Origin of the sequence: Nocardiopsis sp. MG754419, assembly GCF_018207095.1 — a bacterium.
In the GTDB taxonomy this organism is placed as follows: Bacteria; Actinomycetota; Actinomycetes; order Streptosporangiales; family Streptosporangiaceae; genus Nocardiopsis.
Map to the genome: position 1 here is coordinate 1 of NZ_QOCZ01000149.1, position 14,002 is coordinate 14,002.

A 14,002-nucleotide genomic window follows, 5' to 3' on the forward strand; every position below is an offset into this window, starting at 1 on the left:
CCCTCGTCCTCACCCTTCAGGAAGGCCGGGCGGGCCGAGGGTGGGGTCTTCCATGGCGCTCCCCCGGCCTTCCTGAAGGGTGAGGACGAGGGCGACGGCACTGCCGGTGAGGCGCCTGGCGGTGAAGGCCAGGGCGTCGAGGCTCGGGGGATCGAGCAGGTCCGCGTCGTCGACGCAGAGGAGCAGCGGGCGGTCGGCGGCGACCAGGCGGACGAGGTCGAGGACGGCGGCGGAGACGGCGAAGCGGTCGGCCGCCGTCACCCGACCCAGGGTGAGGGCCTCGCGCAGGAGGGTCCGCTGTTGCTCCGGCAGACGGTCCGTCTCCGGTGCGACGGGCCGGAGGAGCCGGTGCAGTCCGGCCAGGGCCAGGCCCGACTCGTCGGCGACGCCCACCGCGTGCAACACGGTGAAAGCACCGGCTGTGGCCCGCACGTGGTCCAGGAGGGCGGTCTTGCCGAGGCCGGGTCCTCCGGTGAACTGAAGGGACACACCTCGCCCGGACCTCGCGTCGCCCAGGGCGTCGGCGAGGATCCGCTGTTCGGCGTCCCGGCCGCGCAGGCGGGGACTCGGGGGCTCCGTGTACTTGTGTGCCACGTGTCACACGGTTGCACAGGGGGCCCGATTCCGGCAGGCCCGACCGACCACACTGGTCGTTTCACCGATCCCCACCCGAAGCGCCGCATCAGCACCCGAACCGGCCCGTGCGGCGGGCATGTCCGGCACGCCCGGAACACCGTCGAGGGCACCCCTCCCCAGGTCCCCCGGTCTTTCCGCGGACCCGGCGGTGGCGCCTCCGGCGGCGCCACCGCGGCACCGCCCACGACCGCGCCGCCACCCGGGAACCCCCCTCGCGGTGATCAAGACGTAACGCGCGGGCGACACCCCACCCGCGAAAACGACAAACACGACATAGGACTCTCCGGATAGCTTTTTCTTCTCTCCGGGACACTGTCGCGGTCACCCCGACCCGGGATATCCAGTGCGGGACACCCGCACCGACGCCTGGAGGCCCCCGCATGAAGAACGACTCCTTGACCGCGGTCGACCGCCGCACCCCGGTCGAGGCCGTGGATCGACCCCTCACCTTCGGTGTGGAGGAGGAGTTCTTCGTCGTCGACCCGCGCACCCGCCGCATGCTGTCCCGCGCGCCCGATGTCCTGAGCCGCACCCGACGGCTCCGTGAGCACCTGTGCGGCGAGTTCACCGAGGCGCAGCTGGAGGCCAACAGCCCCGTGTGCGCCACCGCCGACCAGGCGCGGGCCTTCCTCACCGCCGCCCGCGCGGAACTGACCCGGGCCGCCGACGACGCGGGCCTGGCCGTGGCCGCCACCGGCACCGCCGTCCTCGGCGACCCCGCCTCCGCCGTGGTGAGCCGGGGCAGCAGGTACGCCGACATCTCCACCTACTTCGGCGCCCTGCGCGAATCCCACGTGGTGTGCGGATGCCACGTGCACCTGGGCATCCCCGACCGGGCGACCGCCGTGTCCGCCAGCGACCACCTGCGCCGCTGGTTGCCCTTCCTGGTGGCGTTGTCCGCCAACTCCCCCTTCCAGAACGGGGACGACACCGGCCACGCCGGGTGGCGCACGGTCAGTTGGAGCCGGCTGCCCTCCGCCGGTCCCCCGCCCCTGCTGCGCACCCTCACCGCGCACGAACGCGCCGTCCGGGGGCTCAGCACCACCGGCGCGATCCTGGACCGGCACATGGTCTATTGGGACGTCCGGCTCTCCGACCACCTGCCCACACTGGAGATCCGGGTGGGCGACGTGGCCGCCACGGCGGAGGAGGCGCTGCTCCTGGCGACCCTCACCCGGGGGCTGGTCACCCGCATCCTGGGGGACGTGCGGTACGGAACCCCACCGCCCGACATCGACGGTTCGATCCTGCGCGCCGCCATGTGGCGCGCGGCCCGGGACGGCCTGGAAGGGGTGGTCCCCGATCCGCTGACCGGCGAGGCGCTGCCCGCCGCGGCCGCGATGGAACGACTGCGCCGGGCCGCCTTACCCGGCCTGGCCGTCGGCGGCGACACCGACCTGGTGTCCTCCCTGCTGGACCGGGTCCTGACCGTGGGCTCCGGGGCCGCCCGCCAACGGGCCGCCCACGCCCGACGGGGGCGGATGAGCGACGTGGTGGACCTGGTCCTCGCCCAGACCCGCGAGGGACTGGCGGCGGTGCCGCGCCCCGGCCGCCCCCGGGCCGGAGGCCCCGGGGCGGTCGGAGGTCCCGGGGCGGTCGGAGGTCCCCGGCGGCCCGGGGACACCACGAGTCCAGGGACCGCCGGGACACCCGGGGTCACCGGGCCGCCGCCCGTGCGCGGTGGGGCGGACGGGGTCGGCGGGCGACCCGGACCCCGCTAGCCGGTGGGGGCGGTCCGGGCGAGCACGGCCTTCAGCTCCTCCTCGGTGGGCGGGTCCGCGCCCTCGCGGGTGACCGTGTGGGCGGCCGCCGCGGCGGCGTGGGTCAGCAGTTCCTCCAGATCGACCTCGGTGAGCCCGGCCAGACGTTCGCGGGGCGCCGAGCCCAGTCGACCGTCCAGGTCCAGCCGGTGCAGGAGGGCGCCCATGAACGAGTCCCCGGCCCCTACCGTGTCGACCACCTCGGCCTTCGGGGCCCTGACCGAGGCGGACACCCCGTGGGAGAGCGCGAAGGCGCCCTCCGCGCCCCGGGTCACCACGACCAGGACGGGGCCGAGCGCGGCCAGGGCCGCGGCGGCCTCGTTCAGGGTGAGGTCCGGGTACAGGAAGGCGAGGTCCTCGTCGCTGGCCTTGACCACGTGCGCCTGGGCGACGTGGCGCAGGGCCACCCCTCGGGCGGCCGACGGGTCCCCGATGACGTCCGCGCGGATGTTCGGGTCGAGGGTGATGGTCACCCGCCCCCGACCGTGCTCCCGGCGCAGCAGGGACTCGATGAGGGTCGCGCCCGGCTCCCGGAACAGCGCGATCGACGCCGCGTGCAGCGCCGTGACGTCGCCGTCGAGGGTGTCGGGCAGCTCACCGGCCCGCCACCGCCAGTCGGCGGCGTCGTCCATCCGGAAGTCGTAGTTCGCGGACCCGTCCGGCCCGAGGGTGGCCAGGGCCAGGGCCGAGGGCTCCTCGGCGTCGATCAGACCGTCCGGGTCCAGGCCCTCACCGAGCAGCCGTTCCCGGATCATCGAGCCGAACCCGTCGGAGCCGATCCGGGCCAGCAACCGGGTGGGCAGGCCCAACCGGGACGCGGCCACCGCCGTGTTGGCGGGCCCGCCACCGGGCGCGGCCCAGAGTGCCTGGGGACCGTGCCGCGAGGGCAGCAGGTCCATGACGTTCTCGCCGACCACCACGAGTCGGGCGGACGCGTGCCGGTTCACGCGGCACCCCCGTCCTCGGTCTCTGCGGGGAGAGCGCCCACGAACGACGTGGAGAGGCCGATCTGGGGCAACAGCACCGCCTGGTAGGCGTGGTAGACGTCCGGTTTACCCGGCCACACCGCGTACGAGGGCCGATTGTCCGTGCCGAGCTCGTGCCACCAGCTCCCGTTCTCACGGTCCACGTGGTGGCGCTCGGCGTAGGCCCACCAGCGCTCCAGGTGCTCGGTGTAGACGTCGCGACCGGTGCGCTCGGCCAGGACCCACGCGGCCATCGTCGCCTCGGCGACCACCCAGTGCATGCGCTGGCGCACCACCGGACGATCCTCCCAGTCCAGGGTGTAGACGAACCCGTCCGCACCGTCGACGGCCCATCCGCGACGCACGGCGTTGTCGAAGAGGAGCTCGGCGTCGGTGACGAGCCATTCCGGCACCGGCTCCCCCGCACGTCGCAGGGCGAGTTCGAGGTGCACGAGCAGACGGGCCCATTCGAGCAGGTGGCCGGTGGTGCTGCCGAACGGCCGGAAGGGGTGGTCGGGGTGGTCCCGGTTGTAGTCCGGCAGGGGTGTCCAGTCCGGGGTGAAGTGCTCGGGCAGACGCCAGTCGTGGTCCGCCGCCACACCGTGGATCAGACGCTCGGCGATGGCGAGGGCCCGACGGGTCCAGAGGAGGTCTCCGGTGACGTCGGCGGCGGCGAGGAACGCCTCCACGCAGTGCATCGCGCTGTTGGCCCCACGGTAGGGCTCCGTGGTGATCCAGTCGGCGTCCCAGCTCTCCCGGACACACGCGGCCTCGGGCTCCCAGAACCTCTCATCGATGACGCCGAGCGCCTCGTCGAGCAGGGCCCGCGCCCCCGGGCGACCCGCGCGGGCGGCGCCGGCGGTGGCCAGGACCACGAAGGCGTGGGGGTAGGCGGCCTTGTCCGGAAGCGGCTGGGAGCGCTCCCGGATACTTCTCGGATCCCGCCCCCGGGGGGCCTCCTCGAACCATCCGCCCAGGTCATCGTCGCGCAACGGTCCCGACAGTGCCGCCAGCCCGTGATCGGCGAGCCCGGCGGCGTTCGGGACCCCGCGCAGGTGCGCCAGGGAGAACACGTACGTCATGCGCGACGTGATCCAGGTGGCGGCGGGGCGGTCCGGCTCGACCGCGCCCTTCGCGTCCAACCAGCCGAAGCCCTCGGGTACGGCGGCCCCGGCGGCGAAGCCCACCAGTTCCTGTTCCTGTTCCCTCAGCCACGCGGCCCCTCCGGGGTCCGCGTGTGTCGATGCGGTCAAACCAGTGCCTCCTCGGGGAGTTGTTCCGCGCGCCACGCTATCCCGCACCGGCCACCTCGGGAAAGACCGCCGGCACCGCGAAACCGGCCCCCTGGTGGTCGACCCGCGGTCGAGGCCGCACCGTGCTTCCGCCCTCCGCACCGAACCCCGTCCGGCCCTCGCCACGCCGGGCCGGCACGGCGGGCGACCGCGCCGCCGCCTCTCGTCGCGGCCACTCTTCGGGGGCCGGTCGGGACGCGGGGTCCGCGCGCCGGGCGGGGAGCGGACCGGGAGCGGGGAGTCGGCATCCGGATTCGGGAAATCCCCTGGCGTCCGCCCTGACCGGCTGACAGGGTGCTCTCGACACCGGCACCCGTCCGTCGAGGAGACGCCCATGGCCCACCAGAGCCGGCCGCAGCACGGTGACCCCGAACGCTTCCCCGACCCCGACTCGCCGCCGGCCCGGGATCCCCTCCCTCTCCGCGGCCGGGTCGCCCTGGTCACCGGGGCCAGCCGTCGCGGCGGCATCGGCTACGCGGTCGCCCGTCGTCTCGCCGCTTACGGGGCCTCCGTGATGCTCCACCACTACCGGCCGCACGACGAGGACCGTCCCTGGGGAGGCGACGACATCGAGGCGGTGGCCGAGGGGGTGCGCGCCGTCCTGGGCGACCCCGACGCCCACGTGGCGCACATCGGTGCCGACATGGCCGAACCCGACGCCCCCGCACGGGTGGTCGAGGCGACCGTCGCCGAGTTCGGTCACCTGGACGTACTGGTGGCCAACCACGCCCGCAGCGGCGGTGACGGCTCGCTCGCCGAGATCACCGCCGAGATGTTGGACGGCCACTGGGCCGTGGACGCCCGTTCGCCGCTGCTGCTCGCCCAGGCCTTCGCCGCCCGACACGACGGTCGGCCGGGCGGGCGGGTGCTGTTCATGACCTCCGGGCAGGGGCACGGACCGATGCCGGGCGAGGTCGCCTACGCCTCGGCCAAGGGCGCACTGGCCCAGATCACCCCCACCATCGCGGCGGAGCTCGGCCCACAGGGCATCACCGTCAACACGGTCAACCCGGGTCCGGTGCAAACCGGCTACATCGAGGGGGACCTCCTGGAGAAGGTGGTGCCCATGTTCGCGCTGGGACGGTTGGGTCGGCCGGACGACCCGGCGCGCCTCTTGTCGTGGCTGGCCACCGATGAGGCGTCGTGGATCACCGGTCAGGTGATCAGCACCGAGGGCGGCTTCCGGTTCACCTGACCCGGCACCGCCCCGGGCGTGCACCCCGGTCGCGGCCCTGCGGCCCCGACGCCGTTCGCCGAACCAACAAGGGGTACCGGTTCGGGCGTCGGCGGGCCCTGCTCCCTGAGAACCCGTGGAGGTGCCGGAGGTGGGATCGCGAGGAACGATCCCTCACACCGAGGGTGCCGGAGGTTCCCGCCGTGCCGTGGGGCGCCCGAACACGGGCCGCAGCGCAGCGGAGGCCCCACAGCGACACGGCCCCGACTCAACGGGCCCGGTGCCCACCGCGGTCGCCGGCGTGGCAGGTCCACCTGATCTGTTCCGCCACCGCCAGCGGGTCGTCGGCCATCGGGATGTGACCGGCCCCGATCAGCGACACCATGCGCGCCGTCGGCACGCGCTCGTGCGCGTGCCGGGCGCTGGAGGGCAACAGGGTCCGGTCGTGATCGCCCCAGGCGACCGTGACCGGGCACGCGATCGGGCGCGGCGCGAAGTCGTACTCGGCGATCCTGGGCACCATACGGACGTACGGCGCGCCGGGTTCGAGCCCCTGCACACCGAACCGGGTGGCCTTGGCCCCCGGGGAGGAGGGGTCACCGCGCAGCGCGATCCGGGCCGCCGCACGGGCGGGCGCGGTCTCCGCCAGACGTTCCTTGACCGGCATCGGGATGTGCGTGGCCAGCCGGGCGACCACGCCCACGGTGCGCATGCCCCAACGGGCCAGGTTGTCGGAGAACCCGCAGGGAGAGAACACCGTGACCGAACCGGCGACCTGTTGGACCCCCAACTCCAACGCGATCGATCCCCCCAGGGAGTTGCCGGCCAGGTGCGGACGCTCGAAGCCGTGGAGTTCGCAGAACTCCCGGATCACCCGGACGAGGCTGTGCACGTCATAGGGTTCGTCGGCGGTGGGCGCCGGGGACTCGCCGAACCCGGGCAGGTCGACGGAGACGACCTCGTAGTCGTCGGTCAACCGGGGAGCCACGGAACGCCAGCTCTGCCTGCGGTCACCGAGTCCGTGCAGAAGGACGAGCGGGCGGCCACTGCCGCGCCGCTCGAAGGCGATGTGTCTCGGGTCCATGACGCTGGTCTACCCGCCGAGCGCGGTCGACCCACCAGAAAAGCGGACGCAAAGCGACATAAGCGGACAATCGAGCAGCCGGATCAGACCCGGATCGCCCAGCGGACGGTGTCCCGGACCCGCGTGCGCGGGGCGGCCGTGAGCAACAGTCCGGAGATCACCGAGATCAACCCGATCACCGGGAGCGGGCCGAACCCGAGCCCACCGACGGTGAGCGCGAGCATGCCCAGGCCGATCAGCACCGCGGCGGCCAGCACCCGGATCAGCCCGGGGTCGCCCTTGAGCACCCGCGGCGGCTCCTCGAAGCGCACCGCCCAGTGCGCCAGCGGCAGGACCATGGGGATCAGCGCCGCCAGGCCGAGCACGCCCCACAACAGCCACAGGCCGGTCATGGGTTCGGGGGTGTCGATGCCCAGACCGAACACCACCACGCCGGCGACGATGCTGATCGGCAGCATGTGCCACAGGTACACCGTCATGAGCTGCGGGCACACACGGTCCAGCATGCGCGCCGGTCCCGGACGGTCGGCCCACGAGGTGATCCACTCCCGGAACAGCACCGCGATACCCATCTGCAACGCACCGAGCGCCGCCAGCACCAGGGTGGGCGGGGCCACGTTCGAGGTCTCGGACGCGAACACCCCCGTCATGTTCAGCGAGTACGGGCCGAACCACGCCAGGGCCAGGGCGGCCACCGCGCCGGCACCGGCCAGCCAGGCGGCCTGCACCTTGCCGATCGCGCCGGTCGCGTAGCGGAACCCCATCTGGTGCACGCCCAGCCACACGAACGCCACGTTCAGGTAGCCGAGCCAGTCCATCCCGGAGTTGAACCGCGCCGTGTCCACGGCCACCGCGCCCGCCAGCAGGACCAACGGGACCCACCAGCCGAAGCGCTCCTGCGCGGCGGCCAGCAGGGGCGTCGCCATGACCACGATCACGTACACGGACAGGAACCACAGCACCATGCCCGCGGCGCCCGCTCCGACCAGCACCGGCTGCGCCGGGGCCCCGCCCACGACCGCCAGGTGGCAGGCGATGATCCACACGATGGCCAACGGCACGACCGGCCAGGCGAGTCTGCGCAGCCGCTTGGCCCACCAGACCCGGGCCGGCTCGCCCCGTCGGGACGCCGAACGCCAGCTGATGAGGTTGGCGGCGCCGCCCACGAAGAAGATCAACGGCATGACCTGGGAGATCCAGGTGAGCGCGAACCCGCCGTCCGCGCTGAGCACGCTGCCCGCGGACAGTTCGCCCTGCGTCTGCACGCTGAGCACCGGAAGCCACCAGTGCTGAACGACCACCAGGACCATGACGAACAGGCGCAGTACGTCGAGGAAACGGTCACGTGAACGGGCCTGAGGCGCGGGGGCCTGGGCCGCGGTGGTGGGCGGACGCCCACCGACGGGTTCGACGGTCACGGTCATCGGTTGTCGCTCCTTGGTCCTCCCGGAGGACCGATCGGCACACGGGGTACCCACTGGTCGCGCGGACCGGGATCAGGGGTGTCGACACGTCCCCGCGCGGGCCCGTGATGCGGCCACGCGGGTGGCACTCGATGACGCGTCGTCGAACACGACACTAGGCGCGGGGGCCGTCCGGTCGCGATGGCGCAGGGTCCCCTCCCCCGCGGCGGCAGGCCCACCCCTCATAGGTAGGGCCTGCACTACCGCGCACTCGGGAGACGAGTGACGGGAGAGCTTGGAGAGAAACGTACCCGATCCCGGCCCTGTCGGGCGGCGGGCTGTGGACAACGAAACCGTGAACCTTCGACCGGGGGCCGTCCCGGCGTGCTCGGGCGTCGAGGGTCGTCGGCGTCGACCTCGGCGCCCGAGCACGGACCGCGGAGCCGCGTAACGGGAGGTCCGCCGCTCAGGGAGCGGTGGGGAGGGCGCGCTTGTGGGCGGTGGCGCGGTACCGGTCGACGAGCGCCCGGGTCACGTCCGCGTCGACGGGCAGACCCTCCAGAAAGTCGTCGATCTGGTCGTAGGTGAGGCCCAGGGCCTCCTCGTCCGGCTTCTGCGGGGTGAGCGACTCCAGGTCGGCGGTGGGCACCTTGGCGACGAGGTCCTCCGGGGCACCGAGACGGGCGGCGACGGCCCGCACACGGCGTTTGGTCAGCCCGGTGAGCGGGACCAGGTCCACGCCACCGTCGCCGTACTTGGTGAAGAACCCGGTGAGGGCCTCGGCGGCGTGGTCGGTACCGACCACCAGTCCGCGCAGACCGCCGGCGACGGCGTACTGGGCGATCATCCGCTCACGGGCCTTGACGTTGCCGACGACGAAGTCCTCGGCGGCGGCGTCGGCGTAGGTCACGCCGCCCTCGGTGAGGGAGGTCGCCATCGCGTCCGTCGCGGGCGCCACGTCCACCGTGAGGCATCGGTCGGGGGCACCGAACTCCACGGAGCGGGCGGCGTCCTCCTCGTCCTTCTGGACGCGGTAGGGCAGGCGCATGGCGACGTACTCGGCCTCGTGGCCGGACTCACGGGCACGGTCGACGGCCAGCCGGCACAGTCGACCGGCGGTGAGGGAGTCCACTCCACCACTGATGCCCAGGACCAGCGCGCGGGCCCCGGTCGTGGTGAGCCTCTCGGCGAGGAAGGCGACGCGACGCTCGATCTCGGCGTCGACGTCGAAGTCCGCGGGGACCTCGAGGTCACGGATGATCTCGCTGCGCGCCTGGCTCGGCTCGGTCTCGGTCACGTGCGCTCCCTGGATGTGCTGCGGGTGTCCCCCGATTATCACCGGTCGGGGTCGGCGCGACGGTACCCAGGGCGGTGGTTCCGGGAGCGGGCCGAAGGTCGGGGCGGCGGCACGGGTGGCGGCGACCGGTGGCACCGGAGAGCGCGGGGCCGGCGAGGCCCGCGGGTTCACGGGTCGGAGCGCAGACGCCGGGCGAAGCGTTCGTAGTCCACCACCACACCGTCGCCGTCCACGGACAGCCGGTACTCGCCGTGCCGGGGGTCACGGTAGGTGTACCGCTCCAGGCCGTCCTCGGCCTGGTGCCGTGTGTAGCGCTGGCGGACACGCCTGACGCGCAGGGACGGGATGTCGATCCAGGCGACCGCGATGTCGCGGTGCTCGCCGGGACGCAGGCCGAGCCGGCGGATCGGCAGGGTGTTGGTCAGGGGCGTGGCGGCGACGTCGACGTCGAGGCAACCCACCAGTTCGGGCAGGTCGCGGCCCTCGCCGTCACTCCAGTGACCACCGTGGGACCGAAGGGACACCACCTCCGGTCCGGCGACGGACAGCACCTCGGCCCGCACCTCTTTCGTGGTCCAGGCCAGGTCGGTGCGCACGGTGAAACGTGTGAAGAACCGGTCCTCGCCCTCGACCACGGTCTCCCCGGCCTCCAGGCGGAAACCGTCGGGTTCGGGCAGCAGTGTGCCGAGCCCCAGCCCTTCGGGGACGTCGGTGCGGGTCCATGCTGCCGGGTGTTCCGTCGGTGACGACATGTCACCGTTCTACCGTTCCGGGACCGACCGACGCCAGAGCGCGACCAGGCCCGTGCCGTACGCGACACGGGCCCGGAAGCCTTTCGTTACGGGGCGGATCACCGGAGATCGCGCCCCGCGGGGATCAGACGGCGGCGGTGGGCTCCTCGTCCTTGCCACCGCGCTCGACCTCGGCCTTGACCCGGTCGAAGTCGGCCTCCATCTGCTCGCTGACCCTCCCCAGGCTGTTGAAGAGGAAGATGCAGGTGAAGCTGAGGATGACCGCGGGCACCATGGCGTACAGACCGATACCGATGAAGGCGTCGTCGATGTAGTCCCAGAGGATGGCCATGCCACCGCCGGAGACCATGCCGGCGAGGGCGCCGACCCAGGTCATGCGCTTCCAGAACACGGCCATGATGAGCACCGGACCGAAGCCGGCACCGAACCCGGCCCAGGCGTAGCCGACCAGGTCCATGACGGAACTGTCACCGAACAGCGCGACCGCGGCGGCGACGACGGCGACCACCACCACGGTGGCCCGGCTGAGCCACATGAGGAAGCGGGGGTCGGCGTCCTTGTTGAAGAAGCCCTTGTAGACGTCCTCGGTGATGGCGGAGGAGGCGACCAGGAGCTGGGAGTCGGCGGTGCTCATGACCGCGGCCAGGATCGCGGCCAGCAGGAAGCCGGCGACCCACGGGTTCATCAGGGCGTCGATCAGACGCGGGAAGACCTGCTCGGGGTCGTCCAGCGGAGTGTCGAAGTAGGAGATGCCGACGAAGCCGACGAGCAGGGCCAGCGCCATGGCGGTGATCGCCCAGGTGACGCTGATGGTGGCGGCCTTGGGAATGTCCCGCAGCGAACGGATGCCCATGTAGCGGGCGAGGATGTGCGGCTGCCCGAAGTAGCCCAGGCCCCAGGCCAGGCCGGAGATGATGACGACCCAGCCGAGTGTCTCGGTGTTGGTCCAGACACCGTCCTGGAGCGTGCTGCCGCCGAAGGCCGACATGAGGTTGTCGCCGCGCTCGCCGACGGTGTCGACGACCTCGCCCAGGCCACCGAGGACGGAGATGGCGACCACGGGCACGACGAGCAGCGCGAGCCACATCATCATGGCCTGCACGACGTCGGTGACCGAGACGGCCAGGTAGCCGCCGATGACCGTGTAGGCCACGACGATGCCCAGACCGATGATCACCGCGAGCACCGGGTTCAGGCCGAAGACCTGGTCGAACAGCGACATCATCGCGGTCATGCCGGAGGCGACGTAGAAGAAGTAGAAGACGATGATGATGGCCGCCGAGATCCCGCGCAGCAGGCGGGTGCGGTCGTTGAACCGGTTCTCCAGGAACGCGGAGAGGGTGAGCGAGTCGGAGTCGCCGCCCTTGTGCACGTCGGTGACGCGCTCGGTGTACACGCGCAGACGTGGAGCGAGCAGGATCCAACTGCCGAGGAAGCCGGAGGCGAGACCGACGCCGATCCACGCCTCGCCCAGGCCCGAGGCGTAGATGGCGCCGGGCAGGCCCAGCAGCAGCCATCCGCTGAAGTCACTCGCGTTGGCGCTGAGCGCGGTGACCAGGCTGCCCAGCCTGCGCCCACCGAGTACGAAGTCGGACTGGGACTTCGTCTTGTTGTAGAAGTACAGCGCCATGACGACCATCAGGCCGAGGTAGATCGTGAAGGTCACGATCGGACCGACCAAGGAGTCGGGGTTCACCCGCCCCTCCCTTCGCTGAAGTACGCCAACGTCGGACCGTTATGCGTCGCTTGTGGAGAACAGACAGATCATCACGGTTGGTCGCCTCGATCACAATGGGTTGTGCGCGGAACAACACACGTTCGAGACCCCGCCGAGTCCTCGACACGGAACGATTGTTCGGCCCACCATCACCGGGGCGCGGGCTTTGTCTGATCGGACAGACGGGTCGTCAGGTGATGGGATCACCGTGGGTGGGGCTCGGGTCCGCCGTGGGACGGATCAGCCCAGCAGCGACCGCAGCCGCTCCTCCACACGCGAGAGGTGACCGTCCAGGGCGCGCCGGGCCGCCTCGGGGTCGCGATCGGCGACGGCCCGGGCGATCTCACGGTGTTCCACGTCGCTGTCGGGCTTGCCTTCCTCCAGCGGAGGCTCGGTGTCCATGAGCCGGTTGACCCGCATACGGGCGTCGGTGAGGGCCGTCGCCAACTGCGCGGACCCGGTCATGCGGGCCAGGGTGATGTGCAGGACGGTGTCGCAACGCCGGTAGTCGCCCGCCCCGGCGGACTCGGTGTCCGTGAGGCGTCGCTCCAACAACAGGACCTGTTCCACGGTGAGGCCGACCTCCGCGAGCCGCACGACCGCCCCCGTCTCCAGACCACGCCGATAGGCCAGCAGGTCCTCCAGGTCGGTGCCCGCCTCGGCCAGGTCCCGCAACGCCTCGGCGGGTGTGGGGCGCGGCGGCAGCTCCGCCACGAAGGTGCCCCCGTGCCGGCCGCGCCGGGACTCGACGTAGCCCCTGCGGTGCAGGTGCCGGATGGCCTCACGCAGGGTGATGCGGCTGATGCCCAGCCTGGCGGCGAGATCGCGTTCGGCGGGGAAGCGGTCGCCCGCCGGAACCACTCCGAGCCTGATGGCGCACATCAGACGTTCGACGGTCACCTCCAGGGCACTGCCCGCACGGACCGGGCGGAACACCGCCTCGGCCGCGGGATCGGAGGGGGTAACCACGCGACCAGCTTAGGTCGTGATCGGCCCGCTCGCCCGGAAAAGGCCCCTCCGTTCGCTGTTCCCCGACGGGAGTGCGGCCGACGGTCGCCCATCGTTCACCCAGGGTGGTGGGGAGCGGGTTCGGGCGTTACCGTTGCCGCATGGACGCACAACCCGCCGCCATCCGTGCCCGCAGTATCGGACCTTCGGGGATCTGTCCTCGCGGTGAACACGACTGGCAACCGTCCTCCCCCGGGTCGGCCCGCCACCTGTGCACCAAGTGCAACTCCATGATGACGCGCAACTACGAGCCCGAGACCTCCGCGAACTGAAGCGCCCCCGAGACGTCAACGGTTCGGTCTCTCCCGACCTCGGGCACGCGACCCACGACCGGGCGCGTCGGAGCACGGGCTCTCTCCACGGGTGCGCCGTGGACCACGCCCCGGGGTCCGGCGCGCGTGCGAAGACCGCACCACGGGGTCCCTCGTTCGGGTGCCGGCGGACCGTGCCCGTGGGGACCCGGGCAGGTACCCGAGGCGGGACGGCGAGGAACGATCCCTCCCACCACGGGCGCCGAAGCCTCCCGCCGCGCCGTGGGGCGCCGGCACACGGACCGAAGCGCGGCGCGGGCCCGCAGAGCCCGCATCCTCGGCCCCGGCTTTTCGGACGGCACCACATCACCGTTACCCGCAAGGCGAAAGCGTGCCTTCGGTCGGCCCCCGTGCTCACAGAGTCCGTTTCGGCGCCCGTTGTCCACAGCCTGTGGACGAACATCGACACCCGCGCACCCGGAACCTAGCCTGGTCTCAGGCGCCCGTCGTCGGCCCCGTCCAGCCGCAACGGGAAACCCGGTCCCCGCCCGGGGACGACCCCACGTCCACCGGGCCCGTCGTCACGCGAAACAGGGGAAGCACGCCATGAACCGGTGCCCCGTTCCCCCAGGGCCACGGACCACACGGGCGGTGGACGGACAC

11 protein-coding genes and 1 pseudogene are annotated in these 14,002 nt (G+C 72.3%); 3 read left to right on the forward strand and 9 right to left on the reverse strand.

Annotated elements, in window-relative coordinates; all coding sequences use genetic code 11:
• Positions 1–9: 9 nt before the first annotated feature.
• Positions 10–594 (reverse strand): ATP-binding protein, encoded by a 585-nt coding sequence (locus DSY14_RS22685; protein WP_211718643.1) that lies wholly within the window; start codon positions 592–594, stop codon positions 10–12.
• Positions 595–1,016: 422 nt separating this feature from the next.
• Here DSY14_RS22685 and DSY14_RS22690 point away from each other — a divergent pair.
• Positions 1,017–2,165 (forward strand): annotated as a pseudogene (locus DSY14_RS22690) (glutamate--cysteine ligase); the annotation flags it as partial.
• Positions 2,166–2,353: 188 nt separating this feature from the next.
• Here the strand turns inward: DSY14_RS22690 and DSY14_RS22695 are convergent.
• Both DSY14_RS22695 and DSY14_RS22700 read right to left on the reverse strand, forming a co-directional pair.
• On the reverse strand, positions 2,354–3,343 hold the full coding sequence (locus DSY14_RS22695) for a carbohydrate kinase (protein ID WP_211718645.1): 990 nt from the start codon (positions 3,341–3,343) through the stop codon (positions 2,354–2,356).
• On the reverse strand, positions 3,340–4,614 hold the full coding sequence (locus DSY14_RS22700) for an AGE family epimerase/isomerase (protein ID WP_211718646.1): 1,275 nt from the start codon (positions 4,612–4,614) through the stop codon (positions 3,340–3,342). The genes DSY14_RS22695 and DSY14_RS22700 overlap by 4 nt, the downstream gene beginning before the upstream one ends.
• Before the next feature lie 373 nt (positions 4,615–4,987).
• Here DSY14_RS22700 and DSY14_RS22705 point away from each other — a divergent pair, with 373 nt between their 5' ends.
• Positions 4,988–5,848 carry an SDR family oxidoreductase gene (locus DSY14_RS22705; protein WP_211718647.1) on the forward strand — a complete coding sequence of 287 codons (861 nt, stop codon included), beginning with the start codon at positions 4,988–4,990 and terminating at the stop codon, positions 5,846–5,848.
• Between the two features lie 247 nt (positions 5,849–6,095).
• On the opposite strand, the gene DSY14_RS22710 is transcribed toward DSY14_RS22705, so the two are convergent.
• From DSY14_RS22710 to DSY14_RS22735, 6 genes are all read right to left on the reverse strand, one after another.
• Positions 6,096–6,911 (reverse strand): alpha/beta fold hydrolase, encoded by an 816-nt coding sequence (locus tag DSY14_RS22710; RefSeq protein ID WP_211718648.1) that lies wholly within the window; start codon positions 6,909–6,911, stop codon positions 6,096–6,098.
• Positions 6,912–6,994: 83 nt separating this feature from the next.
• Entirely contained in the window at positions 6,995–8,335 is a 1,341-nt protein-coding gene (locus DSY14_RS22715) for an acyltransferase (protein ID WP_211718649.1), read from the reverse strand.
• A gap of 445 nt (positions 8,336–8,780) precedes the next feature.
• On the reverse strand, positions 8,781–9,611 hold the full coding sequence (nadE, locus tag DSY14_RS22720; RefSeq protein WP_211718650.1) for an ammonia-dependent NAD(+) synthetase: 831 nt from the start codon (positions 9,609–9,611) through the stop codon (positions 8,781–8,783).
• Positions 9,612–9,778: 167 nt separating this feature from the next.
• Positions 9,779–10,363: a putative glycolipid-binding domain-containing protein gene (locus tag DSY14_RS22725; RefSeq protein ID WP_211718651.1), complete on the reverse strand. Its 585-nt coding sequence runs from the start codon at positions 10,361–10,363 to the stop codon at positions 9,779–9,781.
• 124 nt (positions 10,364–10,487) lie between these two features.
• Positions 10,488–12,059 carry a sodium/proline symporter PutP gene (putP, locus tag DSY14_RS22730; protein WP_211718652.1) on the reverse strand — a complete coding sequence of 524 codons (1,572 nt, stop codon included), beginning with the start codon at positions 12,057–12,059 and terminating at the stop codon, positions 10,488–10,490.
• 261 nt (positions 12,060–12,320) lie between these two features.
• On the reverse strand, positions 12,321–13,049 hold the full coding sequence (locus DSY14_RS22735) for a FadR/GntR family transcriptional regulator (RefSeq protein WP_211718653.1): 729 nt from the start codon (positions 13,047–13,049) through the stop codon (positions 12,321–12,323).
• 140 nt (positions 13,050–13,189) lie between these two features.
• On the opposite strand from DSY14_RS22735, the gene DSY14_RS22740 reads away from it, so the two are divergent.
• Positions 13,190–13,360 carry a hypothetical protein gene (locus tag DSY14_RS22740; protein WP_211718654.1) on the forward strand — a complete coding sequence of 57 codons (171 nt, stop codon included), beginning with the start codon at positions 13,190–13,192 and terminating at the stop codon, positions 13,358–13,360.
• Positions 13,361–14,002: the final 642 nt, after the last annotated feature.

Coding starts and splice junctions, on each gene's coding strand:
- DSY14_RS22705 (WP_211718647.1), top strand. CDS start 4,988: ATGGCCCACCAGAGCCGGCCGCAGCACGGTGACCCCGAACGCTTCCCC.
- DSY14_RS22715 (WP_211718649.1), bottom strand. CDS start 8,335: ATGACCGTGACCGTCGAACCCGTCGGTGGGCGTCCGCCCACCACCGCG.
- DSY14_RS22740 (WP_211718654.1), top strand. CDS start 13,190: ATGGACGCACAACCCGCCGCCATCCGTGCCCGCAGTATCGGACCTTCG.
- DSY14_RS22710 (WP_211718648.1), bottom strand. CDS start 6,911: ATGGACCCGAGACACATCGCCTTCGAGCGGCGCGGCAGTGGCCGCCCG.
- DSY14_RS22725 (WP_211718651.1), bottom strand. CDS start 10,363: ATGTCGTCACCGACGGAACACCCGGCAGCATGGACCCGCACCGACGTC.